The organism is Micromonospora qiuiae, from assembly GCF_016863555.1.
Classification (GTDB): Bacteria; Actinomycetota; Actinomycetes; order Mycobacteriales; family Micromonosporaceae; genus Micromonospora; species Micromonospora qiuiae.
Genome location: NZ_BOPC01000062.1, coordinates 42127 through 55306 on the forward strand (window position 1 = coordinate 42127; position 13180 = coordinate 55306).

13 protein-coding genes and 1 pseudogene are annotated in these 13180 nt (G+C 69.1%); 9 read left to right on the forward strand and 5 right to left on the reverse strand.

Annotated elements, in window-relative coordinates; all coding sequences use genetic code 11:
* Window positions 1-59: 59 nt before the first annotated feature.
* From Vqi01_RS21480 to Vqi01_RS21495, 4 genes and pseudogenes are all read left to right on the forward strand, one after another.
* Window positions 60-1919: pseudogene (locus Vqi01_RS21480) on the forward strand (glycoside hydrolase family 15 protein); the annotation flags it as partial.
* Window positions 1916-2695, forward strand: a complete 780-nt coding sequence (locus Vqi01_RS21485) for a glucose 1-dehydrogenase (protein ID WP_204036627.1) — start codon at window positions 1916-1918, stop codon at window positions 2693-2695. The pseudogene Vqi01_RS21480 and the gene Vqi01_RS21485, both read left to right, overlap by 4 nt.
* 106 nt (window positions 2696-2801) lie before the next feature.
* Window positions 2802-3329: a SigE family RNA polymerase sigma factor gene (locus Vqi01_RS21490; protein ID WP_204036628.1), complete on the forward strand. Its 528-nt coding sequence runs from the start codon at window positions 2802-2804 to the stop codon at window positions 3327-3329.
* The gene (locus tag Vqi01_RS21495; protein WP_204036629.1) at window positions 3326-4732 is read left to right on the forward strand and encodes a hypothetical protein; all 1407 of its coding nucleotides are present in this window, start codon (window positions 3326-3328) and stop codon (window positions 4730-4732) included. The genes Vqi01_RS21490 and Vqi01_RS21495 overlap by 4 nt, the downstream gene beginning before the upstream one ends.
* A 579-nt stretch (window positions 4733-5311) precedes the next feature.
* On the opposite strand, the gene Vqi01_RS21500 is transcribed toward Vqi01_RS21495, so the two are convergent.
* Both Vqi01_RS21500 and Vqi01_RS21505 read right to left on the reverse strand, forming a co-directional pair.
* Complete coding sequence (locus Vqi01_RS21500; protein ID WP_204036630.1) at window positions 5312-6082, reverse strand: SDR family NAD(P)-dependent oxidoreductase; 771 nt, start codon at window positions 6080-6082, stop codon at window positions 5312-5314.
* Window positions 6082-7503, reverse strand: coding sequence for a DHA2 family efflux MFS transporter permease subunit (locus tag Vqi01_RS21505; RefSeq protein ID WP_204036631.1), 1422 nt, complete (start codon window positions 7501-7503; stop codon window positions 6082-6084). The genes Vqi01_RS21500 and Vqi01_RS21505 overlap by 1 nt, the downstream gene beginning before the upstream one ends.
* 79 nt (window positions 7504-7582) lie before the next feature.
* Here Vqi01_RS21505 and Vqi01_RS21510 point away from each other — a divergent pair, with 79 nt between their 5' ends.
* Entirely contained in the window at window positions 7583-8236 is a 654-nt protein-coding gene (locus tag Vqi01_RS21510; protein ID WP_204036632.1) for a TetR/AcrR family transcriptional regulator, read from the forward strand.
* A 75-nt stretch (window positions 8237-8311) separates the two neighbouring features.
* Here Vqi01_RS21510 and Vqi01_RS31660 read toward each other — a convergent pair whose 3' ends face one another.
* Complete coding sequence (locus Vqi01_RS31660; protein ID WP_204036642.1) at window positions 8312-8464, reverse strand: hypothetical protein; 153 nt, start codon at window positions 8462-8464, stop codon at window positions 8312-8314.
* A 286-nt stretch (window positions 8465-8750) separates the two neighbouring features.
* Between Vqi01_RS31660 and Vqi01_RS21520 the strand changes: the two genes are divergently transcribed.
* Entirely contained in the window at window positions 8751-9161 is a 411-nt protein-coding gene (locus Vqi01_RS21520) for an SRPBCC family protein (protein WP_204036633.1), read from the forward strand.
* A gap of 88 nt (window positions 9162-9249) precedes the next feature.
* Here Vqi01_RS21520 and Vqi01_RS21525 read toward each other — a convergent pair whose 3' ends face one another.
* Complete coding sequence (locus tag Vqi01_RS21525; protein WP_204036634.1) at window positions 9250-9555, reverse strand: cysteine hydrolase family protein; 306 nt, start codon at window positions 9553-9555, stop codon at window positions 9250-9252.
* 112 nt (window positions 9556-9667) lie between these two features.
* Here Vqi01_RS21525 and Vqi01_RS21530 point away from each other — a divergent pair, with 112 nt between their 5' ends.
* Window positions 9668-10669: a tyrosine-type recombinase/integrase gene (locus Vqi01_RS21530; RefSeq protein ID WP_204036635.1), complete on the forward strand. Its 1002-nt coding sequence runs from the start codon at window positions 9668-9670 to the stop codon at window positions 10667-10669.
* Window positions 10670-10697: 28 nt separating this feature from the next.
* On the opposite strand, the gene Vqi01_RS21535 is transcribed toward Vqi01_RS21530, so the two are convergent.
* On the reverse strand, window positions 10698-11138 hold the full coding sequence (locus tag Vqi01_RS21535) for a hypothetical protein (RefSeq protein WP_204036636.1): 441 nt from the start codon (window positions 11136-11138) through the stop codon (window positions 10698-10700).
* 151 nt (window positions 11139-11289) lie between these two features.
* On the opposite strand from Vqi01_RS21535, the gene Vqi01_RS21540 reads away from it, so the two are divergent.
* Complete coding sequence (locus Vqi01_RS21540) at window positions 11290-12552, forward strand: sensor histidine kinase (protein ID WP_204036637.1); 1263 nt, start codon at window positions 11290-11292, stop codon at window positions 12550-12552.
* On the forward strand, window positions 12537-13180 hold a 644-nt coding region (locus Vqi01_RS21545), incomplete at its 3' end, for a response regulator transcription factor (RefSeq protein ID WP_204036638.1). The genes Vqi01_RS21540 and Vqi01_RS21545, both read left to right, overlap by 16 nt.

The window sequence follows — 13180 nt, forward strand, 5'->3', positions numbered from 1 at the left end:
CCCGAACCACCACCTACCCACCTCACCCACCCAGGCATGCCACCCGCCGCAGGCGGGTAACCGCCGCCGTGGACAGCGCACGCATCGCCGACCACGGCTTCCTCGCCGACGGACACAGCGCGGCCCTGGTCGACCGCGCCGGATCCGTCAACTGGTGGTGCCCGCCGCGCTTCGACGCACCCTCCGTCTTCGCCCGCCTCCTCGACGACGACGCCGGCCACTGGTCGATCCAACCCGACGAACCCTTCACCACCGAACGGTCCTACCTCCACGACACCCTGGTACTGCGCACCGTCTTCACCACCGACCACGGCAGCGTCGCGCTGACCGACGCCCTCGCCCTCGAACCCGGCGCCCGCGGCCACGACATCGGCCTGCACGCACCCCGCGCGTTGGTCCGACTGGTCGAAGGACTCACCGGAGCCGTCCCGATCCGCCTCGACTACCGGCCACGCTTCGAATACGGGCAGGTAACCGCCTACCTCACCGAACACGACGGCACCGTCGACGCCGGCGCCGGCGCCTGCCGCCTCAGCCTGCGCGGCGACGCCCCGCTGACCTGCGACCAGGGCAACGCCACCGCCACCTTCACCGTACGAGCCACCGAAACCTACCGCTTCACCCTCGGACAAGCACCGACCTACAGCTCCGACCCACCCGCCCTGCCCGACGCCGACCAGGCGATCACCAACGCCGTCACCAGCTGGCGCTCCTGGACCGACCTGCACCGCGACCAATACCGCGGCCCCTTCGCCGACCAGGTCCGACGCAGCGCCATCGTCCTGCAGGGAATGACCTACCAACCCAGCGGCGCCATCGTCGCCGCAGCCACCACATCCCTGCCCGAGGAACCCGGCGGCCACCGCAACTACGACTACCGCTACGTCTGGGTACGCGACTTCAGCCTCACCCTCCAAGCCCTCTGGCGAGCCGCCTGCCCCGACGAAGCCACCCGACAGTTCACCTGGGTGGCCCACGCGACCGGACGAATCAGCGACGCCCCCGTCCCGATCATGTACGGCGTACAGGGCGAACGAGACCTCACCGAACACCACCTCGACCACATGCGCGGATACGCCCACAGCCGACCCGTCACCGTCGGCAACGACGCCTGGAAGCAGCGACAAAACGACGTACTCGGCGAAGTCCTCGACGCAGCCTGGCTGATGCGCCACTACCTCGACCCCATGACCCCCGAAGTCCGGCAACTCCTGCGCGACCTCACCGACCAGGCGATCCTCAGCTGGCACCGCCCCGACGCCGGCATGTGGGAAGCCCGAGACACGCAACGGCACTACCTCTCCTCGAAAGTGCAATGCTGGACCGCCCTGGACCGCGCCGTCCGCTTCGGCCTCCAACTCGGCGACCGGACCGAAGTGACCCGCTGGACCACCGTCCGCGACGACATCCGCCAGTACGTGCTCACCGAAGGCTGGAACGAACGCATCGGCGCCTTCACCGGAGCCGTCGACTCCGCCGAACTCGACGCCTCCGTGCTGCTCATGCCGCTGGTCGGCTTCCTGCCGGCCGACGACCCGCGGATGCGCTCCACGATCGACGTCATCGAACGCGAACTGTCCCACGACGGCCTGCTGCGCCGCTGGAGCGGCGACCCCGCCGGCTTCGTCATCTGCTCCTTCTGGCTGGTCAGCTGCCTCGCGCTGGCCGGCGAGGTGGACCGCGCCGAAGCGCTGTTCCGGCAACTCGCCGGCCGGGTCAACGACCTGGGCCTGTTCGCCGAACAGATCGACCCCACCACCGGGGAACAACTCGGCAACTTCCCGCAAGCCTTCTCCCACATCGGGCTGATCAACGCCGCCGGTCAACTCACCGAGGCCGCCGAGCGGCGGGCCGCCGCAGGCCGACCGCGACACCCCGTGCCGGCCGGTACGGGTCGCACGGAAGGAGCACCCTCATGACCGCACGCCTGGCCGGAAAAACCGCCCTCATCACCGGCTCCGACTCCGGAATCGGACAAGCCACCGCGATCGAGTTCGCCCGGGAAGGCGCCGACGTCGTGGTCCACTACCTGCACGATGACGCCGGCGCCGACCACACCAGGACCGAAGTGGAACGCGCCGGCCGCCGCGCCGTCGTGGTGCAGGGCGACATCAGCGTCGAACACCAGGTCGAGGCGATGTTCGACGAAGCGCTCAACGCCTTCGGCACGCTCGACATACTGATGAACAACGCCGGCGTGGACGCCTCCGGCACCCCCGTGGCCGACCTGGACACCGCCACCTGGGACCGGGCCATCCGAACCAACGTCTACGGCGCGTTCTTCTGCTCCCGACGCTTCGTACGACACCGCCGCGACCACGGCGGCAACGGCAAGATCATCAACATCACGTCGATCCACCAGGAAGTCGCCCGAGCCGGCGGCGCGGACTACGACACCAGCAAGGGCGCCCTGCTGGAATTCGCCAAGAGCCTCGCCCTGGAAGTCGCCCCCATGCACATGAACGTCAACAACATCGGCCCCGGCATGGTCCTCACACCCTTCAACCAACGCGCCATCGACGACCCGAAATACCTCGAGGAGCAGGTCCAGAGCATCCCCTTCAAACGCGCCGCACAGCCGACCGAGATCGCCAAACTCGCGGTCTTCCTCGCCAGCCCCGACGCCGACTACGTGACCGGCTCGACGTACTTCATCGACGGCGGCCTCATGCAGAACCAGGGCCAAGGCGCCTGACCGGGCCACCGGCGAAAATCTTCACCCCACCGCTCAACCTGTCGCCCACCAGGCAGCGTCTTACCTCCCATGCAAACAGAAGTGCGCTGGACGATGCGGACCGGTCATGCCGGGTGAAGACGAGGAACGGTTCCGCGAATTCGTGTCGGAACAGTGGGGGCCATTGACCCGAACGGCCTACCTACTGACCGGAGACCGGGGCACCGCCGAGGACCTGGTGCAGTCGGCCTTGGAGAAAACCCACCGGCGATGGGGCCGCGTCCTTCGCAAGGACGCACCCGTCGTCTACGTCCGCCGGGTGATGGTCAACACCGCCGTGTCGTGGCGACGCCGCCGCCGAACAGTCGAAGTACCCCTCCTCGAAGCCGACGCCGTCACGGCACCGGACGCCTACCACCGGGCCGAAAACCGACACCAGTTGCTGGAGGCGCTGCGGCGCCTGCCGCCGAGAATGCGCGCCGTGCTCGTCCTCCGCTACTTCGAGGACCTCAGCGAGGCAGACATCGCCAAAGTCCTCAACTGCTCGACCGGAACGGTCAAAAGCCAGGCATCGCGCGGACTCGCCCGACTGCGAGCCGACCTGAAGCCGCCGTCCACGCTCATCGGGACAAGCCTGCAGGAGGACCCAGCATGACCCCACACGTCGAAACCACGCTACGCGACACCCTCCGCGCCGAGGCCGACACGGTGACCGTCGCGGACGACCCGTGGCCACGATTCACCCAACGAGAAAAGGTCCACCGCCGCGCACGCCGATTCCGCGCCGGCGTGATCGCCGCAATCCTGGCCGCCGCCGTCGGCATACAGACCAACCTGATACCCCTACCCGGATGGGTTCCCGGCATCGCCGTCGCCTCATCGCCGTCACCACTGGCCGACGGACCCACCCGCGGCGCCCTCGCCGCCGATCACACCTGGCTGAACGGCTTACGCAGGCAGGTCACCGACCTGCACGACCCACAGGGATGGTGGAGAGTCACCGACCGCGACGCGATCCGGATCGTGTACGCCGACGACATCCCCGGCCGCCGGATCGCGCTGGTCTTCGTCCCCCTACGCCTGGGCGTCATCACCAGCTCCACGCTCATCTGGTTCAGCGGACCGCCCGGCGCCGAACCGGACCAGATGGAACAGGGCGGCAACGACACCGCCGACACCCGGGTGATCACCTGGATGGAAAGCGACCCGAACAACGGCGGCGCCGCAGTGGTCATCGGACCTGCCGGTTCCACCGTGACGATCAGCAGCGTCACCGGCTACGCCCCGGAGGGCGTCGTGGAAAGCCACCAACTCTCCTCATCGGCCGGCACCGGCACCGGCATCGGCGTCGCCCAGGTGCCGCCGAGCAGACTCGTCGGGGGACCCGCGCTCGTCGCCCTGGTCATCCACGACGACACCGTCATCTACGAAGGCCCCATATTCGGCAGCTGGACCGGACCGGACACCAGCCACGAGCCGACCGACGACATGCTCGCCGCCGCCGTCCGCCACACCCGAGGACTCGTCATCGACCGGGCCATCCTCGCCCGCTTCGTCGGTTCCGCGTTGCAGGACAGCCGGCTGTCCGCCCGCGACGTCACGATCCGCGTACGCTGGTGCGGCCGCATCAACGACAAACCCGCCGCGCTGTTCACGATCCAACCCCGAGACGGCGGCGTCATCGCCTACGCCATGCACGGCGACACCACCGGCTGGCGAACCGGCCTGCGGCTGCTACTGCCCGCCGACGGCGTCGACCAACGCCCCATCGCCTGGCGGATGCGCGTCGAAGGCAGGGAAACCCGAACCGACCGCGTCATCGTGGTAGCCCCACCGGACGCGGCCACCGTCACCGTCACCACCCTGGGCGGCACCCCGACCCCGGTCACCCTCGACGCATCCGGCTTCGGCGCCACCACCGTCCCGCCAACCAGGCCCGCAACCGTCACCGCCCACACCGCCGACGGCACCACGCTCGCGAGCACCCCCATCCCCGCCTTCGAAACCAACACCGGCGGACTGCCAGGCACCACCCCGAACACCCGAATCACCGGATAGCCACAACAGGCGCCCGACGATGGGCCGGGGCCCGTGGACTCGGCCCATCGTCGGGGGAGAGGCCACCCACAGTCCACCATGGCCGATCGACTGGCATGATCATGCTGAGTCGTCTCGGCGGCAAACCCACCACTGCACCTGCTCGCGCACGGGGCTGTACACGATGCTGGCCGGCGCGATCAGCGCGGAGCAGGCGATGGAGCTGGAACGAATCTTGCACCTCAGGGTCGGGCAGTTTCGGGTGGGAGACGACGTCGCCACGTGCCACGTAGCCGGTCTGCAGGGCAAACGGGTGGTAGGTGGCTGGCCCGTGCGGCGTCCCGCCGAAGGTGACCGCAGTGTCGATGCTCGCGATGATCGAAGATCCGACTTCGAGTGCAGCCACCCGCGTACGGGCGATGGTGAGCGGCTGCTTGCCGTACAGGTTGCTGAGCCGCACTCGCAGACGCTCACCGCCACCACGCACTCGCACGACCTGACGCAGGGCTTGGTCGTGGAAGCCGCGGGACGGGTAGACGAGTGCCAGCGACTCGTATGGGCTGACTGGCGCGGACCGAAACGCCGCCGTTCACGTCATCGTCATCGCAGAACCTCCAGGGTGAGCTCGTGGAGCCGGGCTGCGGGGCGTGGGTCGAAGGACGGCTGGTCCAGGCTGATCGGCTGGTCTTGCATGAACGCGCTGAGCGGTTCGGCGGGCGGGTGATCGATGCGGGTAACGATCGGCTTGATGCCCTCCTCGACCGGCTTGCCGTACCGCCTGAGCGAGGCGACGTGGGCAGCGGTCGGCGCATCGTACTCGCCGGCGAAGCTGGTCGACACGCCGCCAGGATTGATCAACACATATCTGGTACGGCTGACCCGTTGGGTGGCGTAGGCGACCCCGAGGAGGTCGTTTGCCTTTCCCGCCTGCATCTGGGCCGCCACCCCGTTGTAGCCGTGTTTCAGCATGAGGTCGTTCCAATGGATCGCATCCATCGGGAGGCCGGGCCCCGACACGTTGACGATGACCTGCGGGTCGGCCAGGCCGTGGCTGAGCAGGAACCGGCTCAGGTACTCCAGCGCGAACGTGCCCTCGACGCCGTCCGCAGCCTCGAAGCGGGTCGAGCGGAAGTACCGGGCGCACAGCACGAGCGCGTCCACGGTGGGGAACGCGGAGGTGATCTCTTCGATTACCCGCCGGTTTTCGCTGATCAAGCTCAGGTCCGCCGGGATGAAATGGGCGTTGGGCAGCGTCGCGGCCTTCTCCTTGTCCCGGCCGATGATGGCGACGGTGTCACCTCGTTCGAGATAGGTGCGGGCGAGCGCTCGGCCCATCCCGTCGGTGCCGCCAGTGATCACTATCGTTTTCATCAGGATGTCCTCCCAGACGTGGCGAGTTCCTCTTGTACAGCCGGCACCTGGGGCCGGCCGGGCAGAAGCGGGATAGCGGCGAGGACGACCACGATCATGGCGACGGCGAACCAGAAGACGCCGTGGAAGCCGGTTATCGGATCGCTGGCGATCTGCACGATGAGCGTGACGAGCGCGACGCCGAGCGCGGCGCCGAGCTGGTTGAGCATGTAGAGCATCGAACTGCCCTGCGCCACCATGGAGGTGGGCAGGGTGCGGTAGAGCGACCCCATCGTGGGAGCGCTGAAGCAACCCATGCCCAGACCGATGGTGAAGGCGGCCAGAACGGGCCACAGTTCGATGGTGTCCGCGCCGATCTGGGTGAAGGCCAGCCCGCTGAGGGCGGCCACGATCGCGCCGGCGGTGGCCAGGCCTCGGGCACCGAGCCGGTCCGACAGTCTGCCAGCGAGTGGCATGGCGATGGCGCCACCGAGGCCGGCCGGTGCCATCAGTAGTCCGGCGGCGAGCACCCCGTGCCCGTGTGCCTGCTGGTAGTACAGCGGCAGCGCGAACAGGGTGGCGAAGTTGGCCAGGCCGCCGAGCCCCATGATGGTGACGCTGGCCGTGAAGCCGCGGCTGGTGAACAGGCGCAGGTCGATCAGGGGTGGTGTGCGCTGGGCGAGGAGCGCGTGGATGGCGTAGCCGGTCAGCAGCACGGCGCCGGCGGCCAGCGGGATGAGCGCCTGCCAGGTAATGAACGCGGCCTGCTCGGCCGCCTGCGACATTGCCAGGACGAGAGCGGTGAAGCCCGGCCCTAGCAGGGCCAGGCCGAGGACGTCGAGCCTGACTCGGGGCTGCTGCCCGGCCGGCGGGTCCGCAGGCAGCACGCGACCGGCGAGCAGGTAGGCGATGGCTCCGACGGGCACGCTGAGCAGGAACATCCAGCGCCACGGCAGGCTGGCGAGGATGGCCCCGCCCGCGATCGGGCCGAGGACCGGGCCGAGGGAGAGCACCACGCCCATCAGGCCCATCACGCGTCCCGCGCGGTGGGGGCCTGCGGCGCGGGCCAGCAGGATCAGCACGAGCGGGTCGAGGATGCCGGCGCCGATGCCCTGAAGGGTGCGGAAGGCGATCAGGCTGCCGACGTTCCAGGCCAGTCCGGCGGCGAGTGATCCGGCCAGGAATATCAGGAGGCCGATCAGCCACAGCCGCTTGCCGCCGAACCGGTCGACGGCCCAGGTGGTGAACGGGATGGTGGCCGTGACGGCCAGCAGGAAGCCGGTGGAGGTCCAGCCGACAGTGCTGAGCGAGGTGTCGAAGGCCTTGGCCAGGGTGTCGGTCGCTACGGCGGCCATGGTGCTGTTGAGAATGCCGAGCAGCCCGCCAAGCAGAACCACGGCGATCATCCGCAACAGCGGCCGATCCAGACGATCTGAACTCACGGGTTCAAGTTAGTTGCCCGACGCGTTCGCGCGCAACCAGATCGTTCACTAAGTTGAACCAGCAGGTACAATCGAGGGCATGACCGGAGCTCGAACTGCGGCAGGCTCTCGCGGACGGATCGACAAGCGGCAGGCGATCCTGGAAGGCGCCTTCAGGGTGTTCGCCCGGCAGGGGTACGCCCAGGCCTGCGTGCAGGAGATCGCGGACGAGGCAGGCGTGGCCAAGCCGACGGTGTACAACCACCTCACCGACAAGGTCACCCTGTTCCGGCACGCACTGGAGGCCGTGGCGCAGACTGCGCTGAACGAGCGGCTGGCCGCCCTCGAGCCCCTCCACGAGCCCGGCGAGGACCTGCGCGCGACGCTGGAAGAGGTGGGTCACGGCCTGCTCCGGCTCCACTGCGATGACCGTTCGTGCGCGCTGCGACGGCTGCTCTACTCGGAGATCAACAGATTCCCCGACGCCCTCGACATCGTCCGGCAGAGTGGACCTCATCGCCTCAACGAAGCCCTGGCCGACCGGTTCGCGCGGCTCATGCTCGCCGGTCGCCTCCAGGCCGGCGACCCGGCCCAGGCGGCCGAGCAGTTCATGGCCCTGCTCATCGGCCCGTTGGAGGCCCGTTCCGAGATGGGCACACGCCAGATCGACGATGCCGAACTGCGTCAGGTGGCCATCGCCGCCGTCCGAACCTTCCTGCTGGCCTTCAGCGAGCAGCGCGCCGACGGCGGCTAGAAAGCACGCACCGTCTCCGGTTAACGGCCTCAGCGCATCCTTATCCAGCCGCGATCCGCGCGTCGGCCACTGCGGTCAAGCGTCGTCGTCCGGGCGGCGCGTCAGCGGCGCGGTGTCGAGGGCGCGGCTGAGTGTCCACCGGGAGACGCGCAGCTTGGCGGCGACGGCGGCTCGGGTTTGCCCGGCGCCGAGCAGGGTGCGGGCGTCGGTGATCTGTTCGGAGGTCAGGGTGCGGGGCGAAAACGATCGTTATTGCCCCCATGCCTGCCAGGACGCCGACGCCCGGCCCTCACCGAAGTTGATCTTGCCTAACGGGACTTCTCCGAGCATTAGTCCTCAAAGGCCAAAGCGAGGGGGAGGGGCGTGACCGCGACGACCATCGGCTCGTGGCGACTCGACAGAGCTGCCCTCCTCGCCACGAATCCACCGTCTGATCTGTCGTCGTTGCCCGTTCAGCGCCGAACGTGCGAGGGTTGGCGGCCAGGCCGATAGCCCGAGTAAGCAGGTGGGACGAATGGCGACCATCTATCGCGAGGCGAAGCTGACGGTGACAGCGGACGTGGCGTGGGACTTCCTCGATCGCTACACCCGCGCGGAGGTGCACATCTTCTCCGCCTGCGCGGGCGAGCGCCAAGAGGACGACTACCGCGTGGTCACCCTGGCCGACGGCACCGAGATCTGGGAGCGCAACGTGGCCGTCGATCCCGCCCTGATGCGGGCCGTCTACACGATCCCCGGGTTTCCCGGGGCAGAGCATCACCAGGCCGAGATGCGGGTGCTGGCCGACGGCGAGGGGGCGGCGACGTTGGTCTGGACAACCGACCTGCTGCCGCACGAGTTGGTGGAACACCTCAGCGAGGCGTACGAGGTCATGTTCAACGAACTGGTAGCGGCGGTCAACGAGCACGGCGAACAGGCGGCCTAGCAGCCCTTCTGGTTGCTGAGCGACGCCTCGCAGCCCAGATTCGATAATCTACATTATGTAAAGCTGGCTGCGGGGCGGACCTCCCCGGTCAGCCGGCCGGGGCGAACTCGACCTCCACCGTCGGCACGGCGCCGGCCTGCCGTCCCGGAGCGGACTGGAAGCGCCAGTACAGGTTGGTGTGCGCGATCACCTGGTGCGGCGGCGGCGCGCCGTACGCGCTGAGGTCTTCGGTGGTGTGTGCGTCGGCGACCAGCGTGGCGTCGTAGCCGCGCACCAGCGCGCCGTGCAGGGTCGAGCGGATGCAGTTGGCGATCACGCCGGCGCCGGCGACCACTGCCTGCTGGACGTCGATGACGAGCAGCGCGGTGTTCGTCCGCTCGGGCAGGGTCGTCATGGTGTGCCTCCATCGCTCGAGCCGGTGGCGTCACGCTAGAGCCGACCACCGACACTTCCCCCCCGTCCCCGGAGGGCAGCACCAGACGCGAAAATCATGCATAATATGCCTTATGCATGACAAATCGGGTGATAGCGTTGTGACGCTGATCGAGGACTTCCTGACCGCACGCGCCACCCGCAAGCCCTCCCCCCACACCCAGGCGGCGTACCGGCGGGATCTGACCACCGTGGCCGCCCTCGCCGCAGAACTGGCCACCCCTCCCCTCCCCCTCGAAAATCTGCAGATCGGCGGGCTCTCCCCCAGACTCCTGCGGACGGCCTTCGCCCGGTTCGCCGCCGACCGGGCCGCCGCTTCCGTCGCACGCGCCTGGTCGACCTGGAACGGCTTCTTCTCCTTCCTGGTCGCCGAGCAGGTGGTGACGGGCAATCCCATGCCGGCGGTGGGTCGTCCCCGGGCCCCGCTCCCTGTGCCGAAGCCACTGCGCGGCGAGGACACCCCGGAACGGCTGCTCGCCTCGGCCGCGCGAAGCGAGGGACGGCAGCGTGATCCGTGGCCGGAGCGGGACGTGGCGGTGCTGGCCCTGGCGCTCTGCGCCGGCCTGCGGCTGTCGGAGCTGCTGGCGCTGCGGGTCGGTTCGCTCGCCGGTCGGCCGGGCGAGCGGCGGTTGGAGGTGTCGGGCAAGGGTGGGCGGCCCCGGATGTTGCCGGTGGAGCCGGATCTGGACGCGGTGCTGGTGGACTATCTGGACAGTCGGCGGCGGCGGTTCGGGTCGCGTACGGTGCGGCCGGACTCGCCGTTGCTGGTGGACCGGTGTGGTGAGCCGCTGCGCCGGGGCGGTCTGCAGTATCTGGTGGAGTCCTGTTACCGGCGGGCCGGCATCGGTGACCGGGTGCCGCGCGGGGCGCGGTTGCACGCGTTGCGGCACACGTTCGCGACGCGGTTGGCCGAGGACGGTGCGGGCGCGGCGGAGATCATGCGGTTGTTGGGGCACGCGTCGTTGGCGTCGTCGCAGACGTACATCGAGGTGACCGCGGGTCAGCAGCGGGAGGCGGTGCGGGCCAATCGCACGAACCGGGCGTTGGTGGGGTTGGTGCGCGGTCAGCCGGGGTAGGCCGAATGCCCGCCGCTCATTCCGCTATTCAGCGCCCCTTGGGGAAGGCGGCGCGCAGTGCAGAGCCGCGGGTCATGAACGCGACTCGGATGATGGGCAGCATGCAGACGACCTGCATCACGGCGTACCACGGCGGACAGACACCCGGAATCAGGTCGACGCCGATGATCGCGATCGGCATGATGACGGCGAGAGCCCTCACGCGCTCGAAGGCCCGTCGAGATCCCCGGGAAGCGGATCCGGTCATCCGGTAGATCAGCACGGCGACTATGGGCAGCAGGACTGCCCGGACCCACATGAACGTGTTCACCGTGTGGCCGCTGACCGATACCGCGATGACCGCCAGGAGGGCGGCGGCGCTCAGCGCGCCGTGAACCTTGATGCTGATCTTCGCTGTGTCGAAGGCCCTCTGGGCGCGGGGGGTGTTGAGGAGTGCCGCCTCGGCCGTGGAGTGCGCGCTGGTTTCCATGCTCACCGACGTTATGAAGCGCTTGGCTGACGCGGTATCCGCCTGGACACACTGGCGGGTGGGGGTAGCCCCACTCTCTGTCTGGCCAGGGTTGTAGCGGGCCCCGCGCGGTGCACAGTGGGAGTGCCGGACGGTAAGCGAAGGATGAGTCATGAGACGGCTGGGTTCGTGGGTGGCGCGCGTTGGCGTGGGGTTCGTGCGGGCGTGCGTCGTCGCGGTCGTCAGCCTGCTGGTCCCGGCCGTGTGGGCCGCCGCTGTGGCGCTGGGGATCTGGTGGGGGGTGGGAAACCCGTGGTCGTGGGTAGCGCCGCTCGTGCTGGTGTGTGGGGGCACGCTCGCGTTGTCCCGCCCGGTCTGCCGGATGGTCCGCTTCCTCGTCGCAAGGTGGACCGCCACCGTCATCCCCGCCGGATACCGGCAGGCCGGAGTGGTGACGCGGATGTCCACCGGGTACTGGTGGAACGGCTTCTCCTACGAGCGCACCCGCCGGGACGCCCTGCTGGATCAGAAGTGGCGGGTCCGGTGGGCAGACCCCGCCAACTGGCGCGATCTGCGGTTCACGGGGATCGTGCCGCTCACTGCGGGCGTGGTCGCTGCTCTCCCGCCGGCCGGGGTGGTCGCGGCGGTCCTCGGGCTCGGCCAGCCGGGGCTCGCCGCGCGCCTCGTCGGGGCATTCGGCCTGGTCGTGGCCGTCGCCTTGGCCCCGTACGCTTGGCGGATCGTCGAGCCGGTGGCCGTCCGCTTCCTGCGTCCGTCGGCTGCGATGGCGCTGGCGGACCGGGTGGATGAGTTGACCGCCCAGCGGGCGGACGCGACGGTCGCGCAGGCTGCCGAGATCCGCCGGATCGAGAGGGACCTGCACGATGGAGCGCAGGCCCGTCTGGTTGCGCTTGGGCTCTCCCTGGCGACTGTGGAGAAGTTGATAGGGACCGACCCGGAGCGGGCCAAGGCACTGATGCGGGACGCGCGAGTCGGCGCCATCGCCTCGCTGGCCGAGCTCCGCGAGCTGATCCGTGGGATCAGCCCACCGGTGCTGAACGAGCGGGGGCTCGTCGACGCAGTGCGCGCCCTCGCTCTGGACATCCCGCTCGACGTGGCTGTCAGCGTTGACGGCCAGCTGGCAACCGTGGACCCGCCGGTCGAGTCGGCCGTCTACTTCGGCGTCGCCGAGTTGTTGGCCAACGCGGTCCGGCATGCCCACGCGTCGCGGGCGCGCGTCTGCCTCGCCTGGGACGAGGACGACCTCGTTGTCGAGGTTGAGGACGACGGCCGGGGCGGGGCAGACGAGCGAGCTGGCGGCGGGCTCGTCGGCCTGCGCCGCCGCTTGGCGGCCTTCGACGGCACCCTGGAGATCACCAGCCCACCGGGGGGCCCGACCCGTGTCAGGATGGTGCTGCCATGCGAATTGTTGTAGCCGAGGACCTCTATCTCCTGCGCGACGGGATGGTCCGTCTGATCGAGGCGTACGGGCACCAGGTGGTGGCGACAGCGACCACCGGACCTGAAACGCTCGATGCGCTGCGGGCGTGGCGTCCGGATGTGTCGGTCATCGACGTCCGTATGCCACCGGGCCAGTCGGACGAGGGCCTGCGGGCGGCCCTCGTCGCCCGCAGCGAAATGCCCGGACTGCCGGTCCTCATCCTCTCCCAGCACGTCGAGCAGTTGTACGCCCGCGAGCTTCTGGCCGACGGTTCCGGCAGCGTCGGCTACCTCCTCAAGGAGAGCGTGTTCGACGCCGACCAGTTCATCGGCGCTCTGGAGCGCGTTGCGGGCGGCGGGACCGCCATGGACCCGGCCGTCATCGCGAAACTGCTGTCCAGTAGTTCCCCGAACCGGGGGCTTGAGCGGCTCACCGAACGGGAGTGCTCCGTGCTGGCCCTGATGGCCGAGGGACTGTCCAACCAGGCCATCGGCCGTCGCCTCTTTCTCAGCGAGAGTGCCATCAGCAAGTACACCACCTCCATGTTCGGCAAGCTGGGCATCTCCGACGATGACGACACCAACCGCCGGGTCCGCGCTGTCCTCACCTACCTGAACAAGCC